Origin of the sequence: Thermocrispum sp. (genome assembly GCF_002919275.1) — a bacterium.
Taxonomy (GTDB): Bacteria; Actinomycetota; Actinomycetes; order Mycobacteriales; family Pseudonocardiaceae; genus Thermocrispum; species Thermocrispum agreste.
The window spans coordinates 38,873-55,503 of sequence record NZ_PKFA01000036.1 but is presented as its reverse complement, the minus strand read 5'-3'; the positions used below and the strand labels follow the sequence as shown (position 1 = coordinate 55,503).

Below are 16,631 nucleotides of genomic sequence, written 5' to 3'. Positions count from 1 at the left end.
CGATGACGGTGGATCCGGCTCGTGGTTTTCCGGTGCGCTGGACGGCGAGCCCGCCGCCGGGCACGCCGCGGCGCCGGCGTGAGCCGCCGGAGCCGCCGTATGCCGGGCCGCCGTCGTACCCGGTGCCGCCCCGATGGGGTTTTCCCGGCCTGATCTGGCGCCAGCCGACGTCGGTGCCGGGTACCCGCAGTGCCCGCCCGCGGGCCGACGAGTTGATCCGGCCGGTGGGGGTGTGGACGGCCGGTGTCCTGGCGGCGGCCGCGGTGTTCGCGGTGCTGGCCGGGGTCGCCGAGTTCTGGCGGTACGCGTTGCTGGTGATCAGCCGTGACGAAGCGCTCGGCACGGTGGCCGTGCGGGTGTCCGACGGGCTGGTCACCGGGTTGTGGTACCCGATTCCGATCCTGTTGTTCGCGGCGCTGGTGCTCGGGCTGTGGTGGCTGCAGCTGGCCCGCTCCGAGGCGGCCAGGCTGGCCGACGTCGAGCCGCCGTACGGACCCGTGATGGCCGGGGCGAAGCTGGTCGGCCTGTGGGTGTTGCTGGCGGTCGTGGCCGCCGTCGAGTACCGGGTGGAGCTGCCGCCGCTGGTGGTGGTCATTGCCGCGCCGCTGCTGATCGCGGTGGTGGCGGTCGCGGCGGTGGTGCTGCCCGGCCCGGTGATCGCCGAGCTGGAGCATGTCGCGCTGCGCAAACCGGCGGACGAACGGCCGCGGCCGTCCCGGCTGGTCGTCACGTGGTGGGTCGGCTGCGTGGTGAATGCCGTGCTGGTCGCCGCGACGCTGTGGCGGCGGATGGGAGACGGCGTCCAGGCGATGGCGGACTCGGTGTTGCTCACCGGGATCACGCATCTGACCGCGGCCGCGCTGGCTGTCGTCACGATCCTGGTCATCCGCCGCATCGGCATGCTGCTCGCCCCGGAACGGTCGCTGGCGGGCAAACGCATGCTGGTGGTCGCGGTGGGCGAGGACGCCCAGCCACCTCCGCTGCGTACCGTGCGCCCGGCGGGGGTGCGGCGGTAGCCACCGGGTAGGTTCAACCACCCGGGGCTTCAACCCGCAGTGAGGAGGTTTCACGTGGGCAAGCGTTCCCGCCGGGCGCGTACCGTACGCCGGGCCGAGGAAAGGAAGCAGAAGAAGGTCCGTGACGTCTTCGTGGCGCAGCCGTTCGAAGGGCTGGCCGCCGAGACCGAGCTGATCGCGATGCGCGAGTTCGTCCCGTCGGCGACGGTGGAGCTGCCGTTGACCGACGGTGGCTCGGTGACGCTGGCGACGGTGTTGCCCGGGGCGGCCGCCGCGATGGTGCGATCGGACGGCAAGCGGTTCGTGGCCATGCAGGTGCAGACCCGGTCGTCGGACGTCAGCCGGGACGTCGGACGCAGCCTGCGCTGGGTGCTGCAGGCCGAGCAGGGCGATGTGCTGGCGGCTCCGGACACCACCAGCCCGCCGGAGGACGGCGAGCGCCTGCAGGACCTGGTGGTCGCCGACGCCGAACTGGTGCCCGAGCTGCACGACGACTTCTCCTGGTGGTTGCCGGAGGATCAGGAGGAGATCAGCAGGGAGGTCCAGCTGTCGCTGGAGCGGGCCAACGAGGCGATCCTGCCCACGGAACGGATCGGGCAGGCGGCGTACTGGGTGGACACCGGGGAGAAGGCGCACATCCGGTGGGTACGCCCGGAGCCGGAGAACGACGTGCTCAAAGCGCTGGCCAGGTTGTCCGCGCGGGGCGAGCTGGACCTCGGCGAGGGTTCGCGGTTCGCCGGATCGTTCCGCGCGCACGGGTTGCTCGTGCCGGTGTGGGACGTCGACCGGGAAGCGCACGCGCGCGAGTGGACCGAGCCGCTGGAGCAGTTCGGCGAACGGCTCCAGCAGGCGCTGGCAAGTGTGGCCGACCAACCGTTGACCAGCGACGAGCGGCGGGCTCGCGACGGGATTCTCGGACGGCAACTGACGCTGCGGTGAGTAGGGGCGAGGCATGGCCCGTGAGCTGGGGGATTTCGGCGAGTTCGTCGACGCTCAGCTGCCTGCGCTGCTGCGCTACGGCTATGCGCTGACCGGCAATCCGCACGACGGCGCGGACCTGGTCCAGTCGGTGCTGGAGAAGATCGGTGCGCGCTGGCATCACGTGTCCCGCAAGACCGACGACCCGATCGCCTACGTCCGCCGGTCGATGGCCAACGCGCACATCTCCCGATGGCGCAAGCGGCGCCGGGAGCAGCTGGTCGCCGACCTGCCGGACAACCACGACGGCTACCGCCACCCGGACCCGTTCGAGCACGAACCGCTGTGGCAGGCGCTACGCGAACTGCCACCGAGGCAACGTGCGGTGATAGTTCTGCGTTACTACGAAGGACTGTCCGAAGCGGAGATTGCGGCAAGCCTCGGGGTCAGCCCGGGGACGGTGAAGAGCCAGGCGAGCAAGGCGATCACGTCACTGCGCAAGAAGCTGGCCGGAGCAATGGAGGAGGGAGGTCAGCCGTGAGTGAGCGTTCCGACCACGACCTCGAGTCGGACCTGCGCAGGTTGTTCGACGACGAGCGGCTGACCGTCCGCGTCGCACCGGGCGCGCGGGACGCGGTGATCGCCGGGGCGCGCCGGGTGCGCAGGCGCAGGGACATGGCCATCGCGGGCAGCGGACTCGCCGTCGCGGCGGTGGTGGTGGCCGGCGGCGTCATGCTGATCGGGCCGCAGGGCGCCGACCAGCAGGCCAACGTCGCCGCGCCGGGGACGGAAGCGACGTTGTCGACGGCGGCCAGCTCGTCGGCCAAGCCGAAGCCCTCGCGCTCCCGGGTGGAGAAGGAGCCCCAGCAGCCGGAGCAGCTCGAGGTGCCCGACTCCGCCCCGGCCAAGAAGCCGCCGCCGAAGCAGCCGTCGCGTACCCCGGAGTCCCGGGTGCCGACCACGCCCGCGGTGACCAGCGGGCCGATCGGCCCGACCGGCTGGGCGCGGATCCAACTGGGGATGTCGTACGAGGACGTGCAGCAGGCGGGATATCTCGCCGAGGACGCGGCCCCGCCGCAGGGCTGCACGTCCTACCCGCTGACCGCCGGGACCGACCAGGTCAGCACCGTGGTGATTTCCGAGGCGGGCGTCGGGCGCATCGTGGCGGGCGCGAACGGCCGCACGCCGGAGGGCATCGGGATCGGCACCCCGCTGGAGCAGCTGCAGAACACCTACCCTGGCGGGACCTCGGCGGAGGGCGAGTACCGCGTGGACACCAGCGTGGGCAGCACCTACGTCTTCACGGTTCCGGGCGAGGGCGCCGCGGTGAGCGCTTTCGCGCTCACCAACGGCAACTGCTGACCCTGCCGGGACTGCCCGCGCGGCGGACGGGGTCCGCCTCTGACAGTGCGCCGCCGGGCCGCTGGCGATGGGCGGTGTGGCTCTCTACAGGGCGCCGTCGGCCACTCGCGGATGGTGTTCCCCTGACAGTGCGCCGCTGGCTGCTGGCGGATGGTGTCCGGCTCTCTGCAGTGTGTTGTTGGCTGCTGGCGGATGGTGTCCGGTCCTCTGCAGTGTGTTGTTGGCCATTCGTGGAGGGGGGCCGGTCCCCTGACATGCGCCGCTGGCCACCCGCGGACGGTGCCCGGCCCGCTACAGCGCGCCGCCGGCCACCGGCGGCATGTCCGGGTCCCGACCGCCGTCGCCGACCTGTTCCCGGTACAGGAAGCGCTCGATCTCGAACACGTCGTCCCCGGCACGCTTGGCGACCGAGAGCAGCGTGTTCATCTGCGCGATCTCCTCGACCTGCTCCTTGAGGAACCAGTGCATGAACTGCTCGCTGGTGTAGTCCTCGGCGTGCCTGGCGGCCCGGACCAGGTTCTCGATGTCCTTGGCGACCTGCTTCTCCTGCTCCAGCGCGAGCTCGATGAGCTCGATCGGCGCGGAGAAGTCGTTGCGCACCTCCGGCACGCCGGGGATCTCCACGTGGTGGTCGGTGTCCAGCATGTACTGCACCAGAGCCATCGCGTGGTTGCGCTCCTCCACCGCCTGGCGGTAGAAGTGCTTGGCCAGCTGCGGCAGGTCTTCGTTGTCGAACCACACGGCGAGCGCAATGTACTGCTGGGACGCGTGGAACTCGTTCTGAATTTGCTCCTGGAGCAGTTCGAAAAATTTCGACCGCGGATTTTTCTTGATGACTGACATAAGGCGACCATACGGCCTCTTACCTGCTGGTTTCCAGTCAGGTAAACCTAACTAGGAATTTGTCCAAGGATAGCCGAAACTAACTTCGGTAAGGCTCGCCTAAAATTGCTCCCGGATGATCGGGCAGGACATGCAGCGCGGTCCGCCGCGGCCGGATCCCAGTTCCGAGCCCGCGATGGCCAGCACCTCGATCCCGGCCTGCTCCAGCCGGGCGTTGGTCTCCACGTTGCGTTCGTACCCGATCACCACGCCGGGGGCGATGGCCAGCGTGTTGTTGCCGTCGTCCCACTGCTCGCGCTCCGCGGTCACCGGGTCGAGCCCGGTGTCGATGACCCGGAGCTTGTCGATGCCCATCGCCTCGGCGGCCGCGCTGAGGAACGGGGCCGGGCCTTCGATCAGCAGGGCGCCGTCCTCCGGGTCGGCGGGCCGCAGGGTGTAGGCCTGCAGCTGGTCCCGCGTCGGCGGATACATCACCACCGCGTCGGTGTGCACCATCGTGCAGACGGTGTCCAGATGCATGGTGGCGCGGGTCTGCGTGATGGGGACGGCCAGGACGGTGTGCGCGACCTGGTCGGCGAACAGTGACCGGGCCAGCGATTCGACCCCGGCCGCGGTCGTCCGCTCGCCCACACCGACCGCCACGACACCAGGCGAAAGGAGCAGCACATCGCCGCCTTCCACCGGGGCGTGATGCGACCCGTATGCGCGGCCAGCCATGGAGAAACGCGGGTGGTAGGCGTAGATGATGTCGAGCAGTGCGGTCTCCCTGGCCCGGGCGGGCATGGCCAGCGACGCCACCGCCACGCGGTCGCCGATCCACACCGACGAGTCGCGGGTGAACAGCAGGTTCGGTAGCGGGTCGACCGCGAAGTCGTGCGGGTGATTCATCCGGCGCACCAGGGAAGCCCCTTCCGACGCGGGCAGCTCCTCGAACGTCATGCCGCTCATCAGCACGCGCGCGAGGGTTTCCGCGTCCGCGGAGGAAAGGTAGCTGCGCAACGCGTCGGTGAGTCCGGGGCCGAGACGACGCGGGTCCACCGCGATGTCCACGCCCGCGGCATGCGCTCGTTCGTCGCGCAACGCCGTGGTGAGCAGATCGGCCAGCAGCAGGACTTCCACCCCGCGTGACCGGAGCAGTTCGGCGAACTGGTCGTGCTCCTCCTGCGCGCGGCTCACCCAGGGGATGGAGTCGAACAGCAGGGAGTCGTTGTTGCGCGGCGTGAGCCGCTTGAGCTCGTCGCCCGGGCGGTGCAGCAGCACCGAACGCAGCGGGCCGACTTCGCTGTCGACGTGCGCGGTGGGTTTCGGTGTCTGGCTCACTCGCTGAGTTTAGGGGTCACGCGGCCGGTTGCGCTGCGCCAAAGCGGCGTCGATGGCGCTGGGATCGGCGACCTTGCCGCGCGCCCACAGCCCGGCCGCGGTTTTCGACGCCCACCGGCCGGTTTCCGTGTAGTGCCGGGCACGGCAGGCGTTGAGGACCGCGTTCGGTTCCTTGGGCTCGTTCGCCTCGTGCCACGCCAGCGACTCCTCCAGGGCCTGGCGTACGGTCTGCTCGGGCACGGGAGCGAGCAGCTCGTGGGCGGGCGGGCCGAACAGCGGGATGGCGCGTTCCCTGGCCATCGCCACGTCCAGCACGAACCAGTGCCGGGGCTCGGTGGCCGGGTCGGTGGAGGCGTGTACCGGGTTGGTGTTCAGGTTGAGCTGCCAGCGGGACGGCTGATCCGGCCCGGGCGGGTAGAGCACGAACTCCAGCTTCCGCCCCGGGCACGGCAGCGCTGCCAGTGCCTCGGCAAGGGCGAGCCGCACGGGCAGCGGTTGCGGGTCCGCGACCGCGAGGACGTCGATGTCGCTGCTGCCGGGCCGGTAGTCGTCCCAGGCGATGGAGCCGACCAGCCATGCTCCACGCAGGGTTCCCGGCAGCAGCTGCTCGCGCAGCGTGCGGGTGACCTGCCGAGCGTAAGCGTGGGGATCCACGGGCTCGAGTGTGCTACGCGGGCAGCCAGGACGCACCGCGCAGCAGCGAGTACCCCACGAAAGCGACGATGTCGAGCAGCGCGTGCGCGATCACCAGCGGCCAGAGCCTGGTGGTGCGTTGCCACACGCGGCCGAAGATCAGGCCCATCACCACGTTGCCGAGGAACCCGCCGAGGCCCTGGTAGAAGTGGTAGCTGCCGCGCAGCAGGGCGGAGACGAGCAGGCTCTGGTTCTCCCCGAAGCCGAGCTGGCGCAGCCGGGTGAGCAGCAGCCCGACCACCAGCAGCTCTTCGGCGACGGCGTTGCCGGTGGCGGACAGGGTCAGCGCGATCGGCCGCCACCACGTCTCGTCCATGACCGCGGGCAGCACCGCCCGGTTGAGGCCCAGCTGCCAGGCGATCAGGTACAGCGCCAGCCCGGGGATGCCGATCAGGGCGGCAAGACCGGCGCCGCCGAGCCAGTCCCGCTTGTCCGGGCGGGCGAGGCCGATACGGCTGAGCGCGATCCCGGTCCGCCACAGCAGGTATGCCCCGAGCGCACCCCAGCCGACCAGGCGCACCACTCCCAGCAGCTGGCGCAGGAAGTCGATGACCTGGACGTCCGTGGTGGTGACGTTGAGCGCCACCTTCTGGTCGGCGAGTGCGGTCTGCTGCAGCAGGCCGTCCAGGTAGGACAGCAGGCTGGAAGCGCCGGACAAGCCGAGCGTGATCGCGAAGACGATCACCAGCTCGACGGTGATCGCCTTCCGTTCGCGCGGGTCGGTGACGACCTCGGGGAACTCCGGGCGGGCCGGATTCAGCCACGCACGCAGGGGGAATGCCACGCCGACACCCTAGCCGCGCCCCATGTCGGCGGGGTGTCGGTCATTCCGGCTTGCGGCGCCGCACGACGCGGGTGCCACCGCCGCCCGGCAGGAAGATCCCCGTGATCAGTGCCGTCAGTGCCGCGCCGATGATCAGCCAGAGCACGGCGGCCAGTCCTTGGTTGGCGGCCAGCTCGAGCGAGTCGTTGGTGAAGGTGAACAGGTTGTTCAGACCGAGGGAGACGGCGTCGGCGAACGAGCGGACGAACGACGCGAACGCGTTGCCGAAGTTCGCGCCCGCCGCCACCAGCACGATGTGCAGCACGAGCACCAGTGCGAACAGCCCGGTGAGGAACCGGATCAGCGTGTTGACGATGCGTATCACGCGTATCCGGCTGTCCGGCAGCTCGACGATTTCTTCTTCGCGATCGGCGAAGTCGTCTGGATCTGACGTCATAGTGCGCACGAGGTACCCGCGGTCGAAAGGGATCAAACCTGACCAGCGGCCGTCGGCTGCCGCTCGGTCGCGGCCGGATCACACCTTCGGACCTGGGCCTGCCCGATCCGGTGGGCTAGGTTGCCTGCTGGCCATCACCCGTCGGCCGCAAGGAAAGGGAGCCACCGCCATGAAGGCAAGACGTGCCGCTGTACTCGCGGCCGTGACCCTGACGACCGTGCTCGCGGCCCCAGGGGCCGCCACCGCGGCGACGCGCGCGAACCTGGATCTGCGCTGGGAGCTGAAGGACACCGGCACGACCGCTCAACTCCGCGGGTTGTCCGTGGTGAGCCGTGACGTGGTCTGGGCGAGCGGCCGCGACGGCACCGTGCTGCGGACGACGGACGGCGGGCGGACGTTCGCGTCCGTCGGCCCGGAGGGGACCGAGAACCTGGATTTCCGTGACGTGGAGGCGTTCGACGCCGACACCGCAGTCGTGCTGAGCATCGGCAACGGCAGCGATTCCCGCATCTATCGCACCACCGATGGCGGGAAGACCTGGGACGACGTCTTCGTCAACGACGAGCAGGCCGCCTTCTACAACTGCGTGTCGTTCTTCGATCGACGGCACGGCCTGGCGGTCAGCGACCCGGTCGACGGCAAGTTCCGGCTCATCGAGACGCGCGACGGCGGGAGGACGTGGCGCGTGGTGCCCCCGGACGGGATGCCGCCGGTGCTGCCCAACGAGTACGGCTTCTCCGCCAGCGGCCAGTGCCTCATTACCGCCGGCCGCAACGACGCGTGGATCGCCACCGGCGGGGACCAGGAGGCGCGAGTGTTCCACTCCACCGACCGCGGACACACCTGGACGGTGTCCACCACGCCGCTGGCCAGCAGCGAGAGCGCGGGTGTCTTCGCGTTGGCTTTTCGTGACCGGCACGCCGGTGTCGCCGTCGGCGGGGACTACCTGGATCCGGCCAACGGCACGGACGCGCTCGCGCTGACCAGGGACGGCGGCAAGACCTGGCGTGTGCCGCACAGCGCGCCACAGGGCTACCGGTCGGCGGTGGCGTATCACCCGTGGTTCGGCAATGTCGTGCTGGCCGTCGGCCCTACCGGCAGCGACGTGAGTTTGACGGGCGGACTGCACTGGCGGCAGTTCGACGACGGAAGCTTCGACACGGTCGAATGCGCGCGTGACGGGGCCTGCTGGGCATCCGGGCCGAACGGGCGGGTGGCCCGGCTGGCTCTGGGCTGAACCACGGCGGCAGGGCGCGGTCGAGAGCGCACCCCGCGGCACACTTCGTGCCAGGTGCGTAGGCCGCGCGGCCGCGGTGTTCGATAATCGGGCAAGTTGTCCGAATAAAGTACGATACTAGCGTGTCAACCGTGTCGAGCCCAGCGGAAGTCATGCCTCAAGGACCTCGCCCCACGCCGCCCCTGTTCAGCAAGCTGGTGGACGACTCCGCGTTGTTCCCACCCGGCACGGCGAGCATGGCAGAGGCACTGCACAACTACCTGGATGCACGCACCGGGCCGCACGCGGGCGTGCTCGGGTTGTTCCTGTGTCCGGCGTCCCGGTTGCCGGAGCTGATCACCGAATTGATCAAGATCAGGCCGTCCACCCCGCTGCCGTTGTCGTTGATCATCGACACCGGCCTCGGTGGCGTGCCGAAGGCGATCTCCATCGTGGAATCGCGAGCCGAGCTGCTGCACCTGCACATGGTCGAGATGCCCGCGCCGTCGGACGTCGACGAGGTGTGGCTGGAGCGGGTCTCGGAGTTCGTGCCCGAGGACGTGGTGCGGGTGGTCGAGCCACGGCGGGGCAAGGGCTGGCTGGACGGCGTGCGCAACGTGATCGAGCACGGCAGCTGGCCGAAGATCCGCTGCGGCGGGCAGTCCGCGGAGAACTTCCCCAGCGTGGACGAGGTGGCCGACTTCCTTGCGGTGGTCGCGGGCGTCACCGGCGCCTCGTTCAAGGCCACCAACAGCCTGCATCGCGCGGTCCGGCACACCGCCCCGGAGACCGGCATCACCCATCACGGCTCGCTGAACCTGCTGGTGGCGTCGGCGCGCTGCCTGGCGGGCGGTGACGTGAAGGAGGCGCTGGCGTCGACCGATGCGGAAGCGCTCGTCGCCGAGGCCCTCGACCTGTCCGATCAGGCGGCCAAAGCGGTGCGGGAGCTGTTCGCCTGCTACGGCTCGGCCACGTTCGCCGAGACGGTCGCCGACTTCGAGGAGTTGGGGTTGCTGTGAACCAGCCGCCGGCGTCGCTGACGCTGGACCGGGGTCTGGCACTGCTGGAGGCGGTGGCGGACGCCGATGGCGAAGCACGCACGGTTGCCGAGCTGGCCAAGCACATCGGGGTGAGCAGGGCTGCGGTGTACCGGCTGCTCGGCCCGCTGGTGGACCGCGGCCTGCTGTATCGCGACGGTTCCCGGGTGCGGCTCGGCGTCGGGCTGCTCCGGCTGGCTGGCCGGGTCGTGCCGCAGGTGCGTGAGCTGGCCATCCCGGTGCTGCGCCGGCTGGCCGAGGACCTGGGGGCGACCGCGCACCTGTCCGTGGCGGAGGACGACACGGTGCGGGCGGTTGCCGTGGTCGAGCCGTCGTGGACCAGCTACCACGTGGGCTTCCGGGTCGGGTCGACGCACCCGATCGGCCGGGGCGCGGCAGGCAAGGCGCTGACCCACGCCGCGCTGCGTCCCGGCGGCAAGGGTTGGGTGACCAGTGTCGGCGAGTTGGAGGCGGGCGCGCACGGGATTGCCGCCCCGGTGCGCGGGGTGCCGGGTTTCCGGGCCAGCATCGGGGTGGTGTCGCTGCACGCGTTGGACGGCAACGAAGCCGGCCCGCGGGTGATGCGAGCTGCCGCCGACCTGGCGGCCGTGCTCGGCGGCGGTGAGCGGGGCGAGCGCACCGAACGGAAGGATCTGACGGAGACCGTCAGCTGACCGCCTGCACGGTGGCGAGCACCGCGAACGCGGCGAAGGCGCACCCGGCGACGCGTTGCAGCAGCTTGGGACGGATGCGAGCGCTGATCTTGCGGCCCAGGAAGACCGCGATCGTCGCGACGGCGACCAGCGCGCACCATGCGCCGAGCGCCACCGCGACCGGCTCGCCGAAACGGGCCGTCAGCCCAGCGGTGGCCAGCTGGGACGCGTCCCCGAGTTCGGCGGCGAACAGCACACCGAACGAGGTGGTGACGGCACGAAGCATCGACACGCGCGGGCCGGCACGGCTGGCGTCGACCGACTCGTCCTCCCGCTTGACGAAGCTCTCCCGCAGCAGCAGGTAGGCGCCGATGGCGAAGATGGCCGCGACCACGGCGGCCACGACGTTCGCGGGGAGCAGGCTCAGTGCCTGGCCGAACAGTGCCGCCACCACGACGTGCACCGCGAACGCCGCGCTCACGCCGAGCAGAACGGCGCGGGCCGGGTACCGGGTGGTCAGCACCAGGGTGGCGACGAGCGTCTTGTCCGGCAGTTCCACGGCGAAGACCAGCGCGAACGCCGTGGCGAAAGCAAGAAATTCTGCGGACAACTCGTGGCACACCCCTTTCCGTGACGACGGTATAGCCGTTCGGAAAGGGACGCCAGGTGATTGCTGGTGCGAATTGTTTCGTTCGGTGCGGGCAGACCTGTCATTCGATGAACAGCACGATGAATTTCGGTGCACCGAAATTTTGATTTCTCTGAGTCTCACGGGAGTTCGTGCTGGTCAGAGCGTCGTTCGCGGGCGATCCTGTGTGCTGCCCGGGTCCGCCGATGCGCCGCTGGCGGCTGTGTTCCGGGCGGGTTGGTGGTGCGCATCACGAAGGCCGGATCCCCGCTTCGCGTATTTCCTGGGGAAGGCGAAAACGGTGAGATTTATCCGAGCCGGGCACCCGTTGGGGCCGTTACCGGCCGGACGGTACTGGTCGCGCGCGATCCACGCCGCCAGCTGGCCGTGCCGAACCGGAGGACTCGTCCCAAACGCCCGCTGACCCGGGCTCGCGCCGGTGTCCGGCTCGATCGGCTTGCCGACATCGGGCCCGGTGGCGGGTGCGCAGGCCATGCCGCTGCTGGTGGGCGACCTCCGCGTGCGGGCGGCCTGCTGGGGGTGTGGTCGGGGGCGGTGCAACGTGCGCGTCCGCGCGGGCGCAGTGGGCTTTCGCCCGGGCGCGTATGCCGGTGCGCAGTTGGGCGAGCGCTGCCCCGACGGTGGGGCCGCGCGCGCGGGTCTGCTGGCGCTGGCGGGCACGCCGCTCGGCTGACGTTCGATGTGGGCCCCGCGCGGGCGGGCCTGCCGGGTGCACGACACGAACCGGCCGTGTGGGTCCCGCCGGGCCCCTGCGCGGGCGGGCTGCTGGGTGCGCACGGGGCGGCAGCTGTTCGAGTGCGTGGGTCCCCTGAGTGGGCGGGTCTGCTGGCGCTGAATGGAACGCCGCTTGGCTGATGGCTCAATGTGATCCCCCCGCGGGCGGTCCTGCTCGCGCTGACGGAAGGCTGCTTGGCTTCTGCTCGATGCGATCCCCTGCGGGCCTGCTGCTCTGGCCCGCAGGGGACGAGTCGTCCATCGCCCGGTCCCCACGCGGGCGGCGGGCCTGCTCGGCTTCGCGAACGGACTTGTCTCCGGCACGCATGGTCTCCGCGCGGGCGGGCCTGCCGGGTGCACGACACGAACCGGCCGTGTGGATCCCGCCGGGCCCCTGCGCGGGCGGGCTGCTGGGACGCGATCGCCGACGTGCTCGAGGTGCTGCGGCCGGGCCCCTGCGCGGGCGGGCTGCTGGGCGCCGCGCACGGTCGGCATCAGTTCCAGTGCGTGGGCCCCTGCGCGGGCGGGTTTGCTGTGGAGATCGCCTGCTCGCTGGGCGGCAAGCTGCAGGCCCCCCGCACGGGCGGGCCTGCTCCCCAGGGCCGGACGGTCGGTGCCGTCGACCTGGCCGGCCCCCCGCACGGGCGGGCCTGCTGTCCACCCCGGGTCACCGGCGGTAAGTTGACCGCGTGATCGGTCGCGTGGCAGTCACCTGGTTGGTGGCGCTGGCCCTGACCGGCTGTGACTCGGGATCCGAGCGGGTCATCCAACCGGACGAGCTGGCCCGCGGAGTTTCGGCGGCGCTGGACCGGGCAGGCAAGCCGCACGACGACGTGCAATGCCCGGAGAGCGTGCGCGCACAGATCGCCGAGTCGGTCACGTGCACGATGGTGGTCGGGGACGAGCGTTTCGAAGTCACCGTGGTCATCAGGGACGTGCAGGGTGACCAGGCGACTTACGACGTGGACGTCGCGCTGGAGCCGCTGCCCTGACATGATGCGGGCATGAGTGGCAACACCAAGCGCTCGGTGTCCATCACCCGGACCGCGCCCGGCAAGTACGTCGCGACCAACGCCAGGGGCGGCAAGCTCGAGTTCGGGTCGGGCCGGGATTCGGACCAGTTCACGCCCGTGGAGCTGCTGCTGACCGCGATCGCCGGCTGCACCGCCATCGACGTCGACACGGTGACCTCCCGGCGGGCGGAGCCCGAGCAGTTCGAGCTCGTCGCCAGCGGCGACAAGATCAAGGACGAAGACGGCGGCGGCCGGATGGAGAACCTCGAGGTGGTGTTCCGGGTGCGCTTCCCGGAGGGCCCGGACGGTGACGAGGCGCGCGAGCTGCTGCCGAAGATGGTGGCCAAGTCCCACGACAAGTGGTGCACCGTGAGCCGCACCGTGGAGCTGGGCACACCGGTCCGCTCCGTGGTGGAGTGACGCGGCCGCCGACCGTGATCGAGGGGGCCGGCCTGAGCCCGGGTGGCGGTGAGATCGGCGGCCGGCCTGAGCCGCATGGCGGTGAGATCGGCGGCCGGCCTGGGCGCGGTTTGCCCGTGGCCGGTGCCGTTCGCCGGTGCCATGTCGACCTGGCCGATCGGGCATGTGGCGGCTGGTGGTCAGGGACGGTGGGTCGAGCTCGTGGGCCGTCGGTGCGGACGACGGCGTGGGCAGGCGTCCTGCCGGGAAACAGTCTGCCGTGGTCGAGGCACTGGCCCAGCGTGGCCGCACGGCGGCAATGAACGACGTCGGCCTGCTGGCGACGGATCCCGCAAGCGGCGGCCGTACGGTCAATCGGTCCGGCCGCTCGGGCAGGATTGGTCCAGCACCGCGGTCGGCCTCCGGCACGAGCCCGCCCTCGCCGGGCTTCCCCGCTGACCGACCGACCGGCCACGAACTCGGTCGCGGCAGGTTCGCGCTGTCATGCACCGCCTGACCAGGGCGTACGCGCCCGTCGTCCGACGGTGAGCGGCTTATGCCCGGCCCGCGTCATCGCCCACACCGTTCTGTGGCATGCTGCCGACCGGGTGGCGCGTCACACGGTTGGAGGGCCAGTGGAGGACGAAGCCCAGCTCGCATGCCATGAGCTCCTGCTGCGCCTGGCCGGCAGGCTGCCGGACGAGTACCTGTGGCGCTACCGCGACTGGCTCGCCGAAGGCGCCATGGGCGTGCTGGCCAGGACCCTGCCCAAGGCGCTGCTCCGGCACGACATCGACCTGGAACCCGACGAGCACCGGCTGCTGCGCGCCGCCCTGCTGCCGCACGGTGCCGACCCCCACCTGGTCAGTTCGGCACTCGGGGTGGACGACACTCCCGAAGGGCGGTACACATTCACAGAAACCGCACCCGATCGGTGGAACGTCGTCGACTCGGTGACCGCGGTGATCGGTGCGGCGTTGCGGAAACGCCCGGAGGTCGGCGAAGTCCGGCAGAGCTGGCGGTACCGCACGACGCACGGGGACGGCGACGCCAAGCGGGTCGTCCTGGTCACCGCGACGTCCGGGTGGCCTCGGCTGACCGGCGAGCTGCAGCGGGTGGTGCGCATCCTCGGTGACGAGGTGCCGAGCATCGAGGTGTTGCCGCCCGACTGGGCGCTGCCGGGCTATCACCGGGCAGCGATGGAGCGGTCGCGCAAGGTCAGCGTCGGCGCGGCGACCACCAGGCACCCGGTCGGTGCCGCGTGAGGCGCCGCCGGGTGCGACGGCCTTCGGGAGGCCGACGGGTGGCAACGGGCTCGCCGCTCGTGGGCCGGAGGGAGGACACGGATGGTGGAGGGCAACGAGCCGGCAGCTCTGTCGCTGCGGCTGCATCGAGTGCTCCTCGGACTCGCCGGCCGGCTTGACGACACCGCGCTGAGCCAGGCGCGGCGGCTGGCCGCGCGGGCACGGACCGGGGAAGCCGCGGAACTGATCGGCGGCGCGCTGATCGCCGGCGACATCCCGGTGCGTCCCGAGGAACAGCGCGAGCTGGCAACCGTCCTCACCGCGTCCGGGGCCGAGGAGTGGTTCGCCACCCAGCTGCGGGTCGGTGACGTGCCACCGATGGAGCACCGGTTCAGCACCACCGACGCGGTTGCCATGGGCGTGGCCGAAGCGCTCGAGGTGGTCGTGCAGCGCATGCCGGACGTCCGGGGCGTGTACGTGGTGTGGCGCAACACCGTGGCCGGTACGACGCCCGGTCCGATACCGCAGCGAGTGGTGCTGGCCGAAGTCGGGCCCGAAGGCAGCGCCGTTGCCACGGCGTACCGGATGGACAGCGCCCTGCGCCGGGCCGGGATCCCGGCCGTTGTCGAGGTGCTGGAGGCGGACGCGCCCTGGCCGGAGTATCACCGCCAGGCGGTGCGGGCAGCGATACGCGTGGCCGGTGCTACCGGTGCCGGCTACGACACCTACTCCGGATACGAGCCTTCCTACCGCGACGACCGACGCGAGACGGCTGGCGATGCGATGAGTTCCGTGCCGGAGACCGCGAGCCACGAATACCCCAGCTGGCCTTCGGTGCCCGAACACGGCAGCGAGTCCGCGGCGACGGAAGCGTCGCCCCACGATTCCGGGTCGGCGCTGTGGCCGTCTCACGGGGAGTCCCTGGGCGGCGGCTCGGCCGCCGCGTCGGCGGCGTCGCGGCCGTCGTCGCGCGAGAACGTCGACGTACCCGCCCAGTACGGCGAGTCTTCCTGGACTGCGCAACCGTCGGAGACCGGTGCCGCCGACACCAGGAACGACGGCGATCTCGAACCGGGCGAGCTGTTCTGGCCGCAGGCCGATGCCTCCGTGAGCCAGTCCGCGGCATCCGTGACGACGGTGCAAGCGGCCGAGCCGGCGGAAGACGAGGACGACGGGGTGCCGCCGGAGACCAGGGCCGAGCAGACGTCCGAGATGAGTGCCGCCGAGCAGGAGGCGCTGCGTGCCGCCCTGGCGGAGACGGCGGAGCCGTCGGACGAGCGCGCCGAGAACAGCGCCGAGCAGACCACGGTCACCGCGGACAGCGTGAACGCCCCGACCAGGGTGACCGAACCGGCGGTGGCGTTCCCGCCGAAGGATCTGGACAATCCGCGGCTGAGCGAGCGGGACCGCGAGCTGCTGCGGGAGCTGCACGAGGAGCTGGCCAAGCGTGAACAGCAGTCGGCGCAGGTGCGGCTGAACGGTTGGGACCCGGGGATGCCGCGATGACCGATCCACGCGCCTGGATGAACAGGATCGCCGCCGAGCACCAAGGCGACTACGTCGAGCTGTTCGAGAAGGTCTACGCGGCGGCGGCCGCGGGCGAAGGCGAGGTCCCGTGGGCCGAAGTGGCCGACCGGCACCGGGTGCTGCGCGAGTGGGCCGCCGAACGGAAGCTGGACGGTACCGGCAAGAAGGCGTTGGTGGTCGGCTGCGGCTACGGCCACGATGCCGAGTTCGTCGCCACGTTGGGTTACGACACCACGGCGTTCGACGTCTCCCCGACGGCCATCGACGTCGCCAAGAGCAAACACCCCGATTCGCCGGTGACCTACACCGTGGCGAACCTGCTGGAAGCGCCCGCCGAGTGGTCCCAGGCGTTCGACCTGGTGGTGGAAATCGCCACGGTGCAGGCGCTGCCACGGTCGATGCGCCGTGAGGTCACCGACGCCATCGCCGGGTTCGTCGCGCCGGGCGGCACGCTGCTGGTGATCGCCAAGAAGCAGCAGGGGCCGATCACCGAAGGCCCCGGGCCGTGGCCGCTCACCAGGGAGGAACTGGCGGCGTTCGGCGAGGCCGGGCTCGTCGAGGTCCGGGTGCAGGACCTTTCCGCCGCGCAGACGTCCGGCGAAGGCCGCTGGCTGGCCGAGTTACGGCGCTGAGAACGGGCGATCACGGGCCAGATCACTTTGGAGGAACCCTCCAAAGGACGGCCACGGAGCGTGCATATGCTCCCCATTGGTCGACCGGCCGGCATGCAGCATGCTGGCTAGTCGGTGCGCCGGCGGCGATGCCTGTCGGCGCACGTGCGAGGAGAACGGACGTAGTATCCGTTCG

At 70.9% G+C, this 16,631-nt stretch carries 18 protein-coding genes; 12 read left to right on the top strand and 6 right to left on the bottom strand.

Features of this window, described 5'->3' with window-relative positions:
- The first annotated feature begins 2 nt into the window (after positions 1–2).
- Genes CXP56_RS07905 through CXP56_RS07890 form a run of 4 tightly spaced genes read left to right on the top strand, consistent with a single transcriptional unit; the run spans position 3 to position 3,296 of the window.
- Positions 3–1,016, top strand: coding sequence for a DUF4328 domain-containing protein (locus tag CXP56_RS07905; protein ID WP_286900601.1), 1,014 nt, complete (start codon positions 3–5; stop codon positions 1,014–1,016).
- 54 nt (positions 1,017–1,070) lie between these two features.
- A complete protein-coding gene (locus CXP56_RS07900) occupies positions 1,071–1,955 on the top strand; it encodes a DUF5926 family protein (protein WP_028848286.1) in 885 nt (294 codons plus the stop codon).
- Between the two features lie 13 nt (positions 1,956–1,968).
- Positions 1,969–2,475 carry a SigE family RNA polymerase sigma factor gene (locus CXP56_RS07895; RefSeq protein ID WP_028848287.1) on the top strand — a complete coding sequence of 169 codons (507 nt, stop codon included), beginning with the start codon at positions 1,969–1,971 and terminating at the stop codon, positions 2,473–2,475.
- Positions 2,472–3,296, top strand: coding sequence for a hypothetical protein (locus CXP56_RS07890; protein ID WP_028848288.1), 825 nt, complete (start codon positions 2,472–2,474; stop codon positions 3,294–3,296). Before CXP56_RS07895 ends, CXP56_RS07890 begins: the two co-directional genes overlap by 4 nt.
- Positions 3,297–3,587: 291 nt before the next feature.
- Here the strand turns inward: CXP56_RS07890 and CXP56_RS07885 are convergent, their stop codons facing one another.
- The 5 genes from CXP56_RS07885 to CXP56_RS07865 form a co-directional block, all read right to left on the bottom strand.
- Positions 3,588–4,139: a ferritin gene (locus CXP56_RS07885; RefSeq protein WP_028848289.1), complete on the bottom strand. Its 552-nt coding sequence runs from the start codon at positions 4,137–4,139 to the stop codon at positions 3,588–3,590.
- Positions 4,140–4,238: 99 nt separating this feature from the next.
- Positions 4,239–5,459, bottom strand: a complete 1,221-nt coding sequence (arcA, locus tag CXP56_RS07880) for an arginine deiminase (protein ID WP_051310309.1) — start codon at positions 5,457–5,459, stop codon at positions 4,239–4,241.
- A 9-nt stretch (positions 5,460–5,468) separates the two neighbouring features.
- Positions 5,469–6,113, bottom strand: a complete 645-nt coding sequence (locus CXP56_RS07875; RefSeq protein WP_051310310.1) for an aminoglycoside adenylyltransferase domain-containing protein — start codon at positions 6,111–6,113, stop codon at positions 5,469–5,471.
- Positions 6,114–6,126: 13 nt separating this feature from the next.
- Positions 6,127–6,936: a CPBP family intramembrane glutamic endopeptidase gene (locus CXP56_RS07870; RefSeq protein WP_028848291.1), complete on the bottom strand. Its 810-nt coding sequence runs from the start codon at positions 6,934–6,936 to the stop codon at positions 6,127–6,129.
- Between the two features lie 40 nt (positions 6,937–6,976).
- Complete coding sequence (locus tag CXP56_RS07865) at positions 6,977–7,372, bottom strand: hypothetical protein (RefSeq protein WP_038045426.1); 396 nt, start codon at positions 7,370–7,372, stop codon at positions 6,977–6,979.
- Positions 7,373–7,574: 202 nt separating this feature from the next.
- On the opposite strand from CXP56_RS07865, the gene CXP56_RS07860 reads away from it, so the two are divergent.
- The 3 genes from CXP56_RS07860 to CXP56_RS07850 all read left to right on the top strand — a co-directional run bounded on the left by CXP56_RS07860 (position 7,575) and on the right by CXP56_RS07850 (position 10,299).
- Complete coding sequence (locus CXP56_RS07860) at positions 7,575–8,609, top strand: WD40/YVTN/BNR-like repeat-containing protein (RefSeq protein ID WP_286900599.1); 1,035 nt, start codon at positions 7,575–7,577, stop codon at positions 8,607–8,609.
- Positions 8,610–8,761: 152 nt separating this feature from the next.
- Positions 8,762–9,607, top strand: a complete 846-nt coding sequence (locus CXP56_RS07855; RefSeq protein WP_281169012.1) for a hypothetical protein — start codon at positions 8,762–8,764, stop codon at positions 9,605–9,607.
- The gene (locus CXP56_RS07850) at positions 9,604–10,299 is read left to right on the top strand and encodes an IclR family transcriptional regulator (protein WP_051310311.1); all 696 of its coding nucleotides are present in this window, start codon (positions 9,604–9,606) and stop codon (positions 10,297–10,299) included. Before CXP56_RS07855 ends, CXP56_RS07850 begins: the two co-directional genes overlap by 4 nt.
- On the opposite strand, the gene CXP56_RS07845 is transcribed toward CXP56_RS07850, so the two are convergent.
- Positions 10,292–10,888, bottom strand: coding sequence for a TMEM165/GDT1 family protein (locus CXP56_RS07845; protein WP_028848295.1), 597 nt, complete (start codon positions 10,886–10,888; stop codon positions 10,292–10,294). The two genes, CXP56_RS07850 and CXP56_RS07845, sit on opposite strands and share 8 nt — an antisense overlap.
- A 1,442-nt stretch (positions 10,889–12,330) precedes the next feature.
- On the opposite strand from CXP56_RS07845, the gene CXP56_RS07840 reads away from it, so the two are divergent.
- The 5 genes from CXP56_RS07840 (at position 12,331) to CXP56_RS07820 (ending at position 16,456) form a co-directional block, all read left to right on the top strand.
- Positions 12,331–12,633, top strand: coding sequence for a DUF4333 domain-containing protein (locus tag CXP56_RS07840; RefSeq protein WP_028848297.1), 303 nt, complete (start codon positions 12,331–12,333; stop codon positions 12,631–12,633).
- Between the two features lie 12 nt (positions 12,634–12,645).
- On the top strand, positions 12,646–13,074 hold the full coding sequence (locus CXP56_RS07835) for an OsmC family protein (RefSeq protein WP_028848298.1): 429 nt from the start codon (positions 12,646–12,648) through the stop codon (positions 13,072–13,074).
- A gap of 614 nt (positions 13,075–13,688) precedes the next feature.
- Positions 13,689–14,318, top strand: a complete 630-nt coding sequence (locus CXP56_RS07830) for a hypothetical protein (RefSeq protein ID WP_286900597.1) — start codon at positions 13,689–13,691, stop codon at positions 14,316–14,318.
- Between the two features lie 81 nt (positions 14,319–14,399).
- A complete protein-coding gene (locus tag CXP56_RS07825) occupies positions 14,400–15,803 on the top strand; it encodes a hypothetical protein (protein ID WP_028848300.1) in 1,404 nt (467 codons plus the stop codon).
- Positions 15,800–16,456 (top strand): class I SAM-dependent methyltransferase, encoded by a 657-nt coding sequence (locus CXP56_RS07820; protein ID WP_028848301.1) that lies wholly within the window; start codon positions 15,800–15,802, stop codon positions 16,454–16,456. The genes CXP56_RS07825 and CXP56_RS07820 overlap by 4 nt, the downstream gene beginning before the upstream one ends.
- Positions 16,457–16,631 lie beyond the last annotated feature (175 nt).

Bases quoted from the DNA above. Each gene is read 5' to 3' on its own strand.
- CXP56_RS07905 (WP_286900601.1), top strand. From the start codon at position 3: ATGACGGTGGATCCGGCTCGTGGTTTTCCGGTGCGCTGGACGGCGAGC.
- CXP56_RS07895 (WP_028848287.1), top strand. From the start codon at position 1,969: ATGGCCCGTGAGCTGGGGGATTTCGGCGAGTTCGTCGACGCTCAGCTG.
- CXP56_RS07885 (WP_028848289.1), bottom strand. From the start codon at position 4,139: ATGTCAGTCATCAAGAAAAATCCGCGGTCGAAATTTTTCGAACTGCTC.
- CXP56_RS07865 (WP_038045426.1), bottom strand. From the start codon at position 7,372: ATGACGTCAGATCCAGACGACTTCGCCGATCGCGAAGAAGAAATCGTC.
- CXP56_RS07855 (WP_281169012.1), top strand. From the start codon at position 8,762: ATGCCTCAAGGACCTCGCCCCACGCCGCCCCTGTTCAGCAAGCTGGTG.
- CXP56_RS07835 (WP_028848298.1), top strand. From the start codon at position 12,646: ATGAGTGGCAACACCAAGCGCTCGGTGTCCATCACCCGGACCGCGCCC.
- CXP56_RS07825 (WP_028848300.1), top strand. From the start codon at position 14,400: ATGGTGGAGGGCAACGAGCCGGCAGCTCTGTCGCTGCGGCTGCATCGA.
- CXP56_RS07820 (WP_028848301.1), top strand. From the start codon at position 15,800: ATGACCGATCCACGCGCCTGGATGAACAGGATCGCCGCCGAGCACCAA.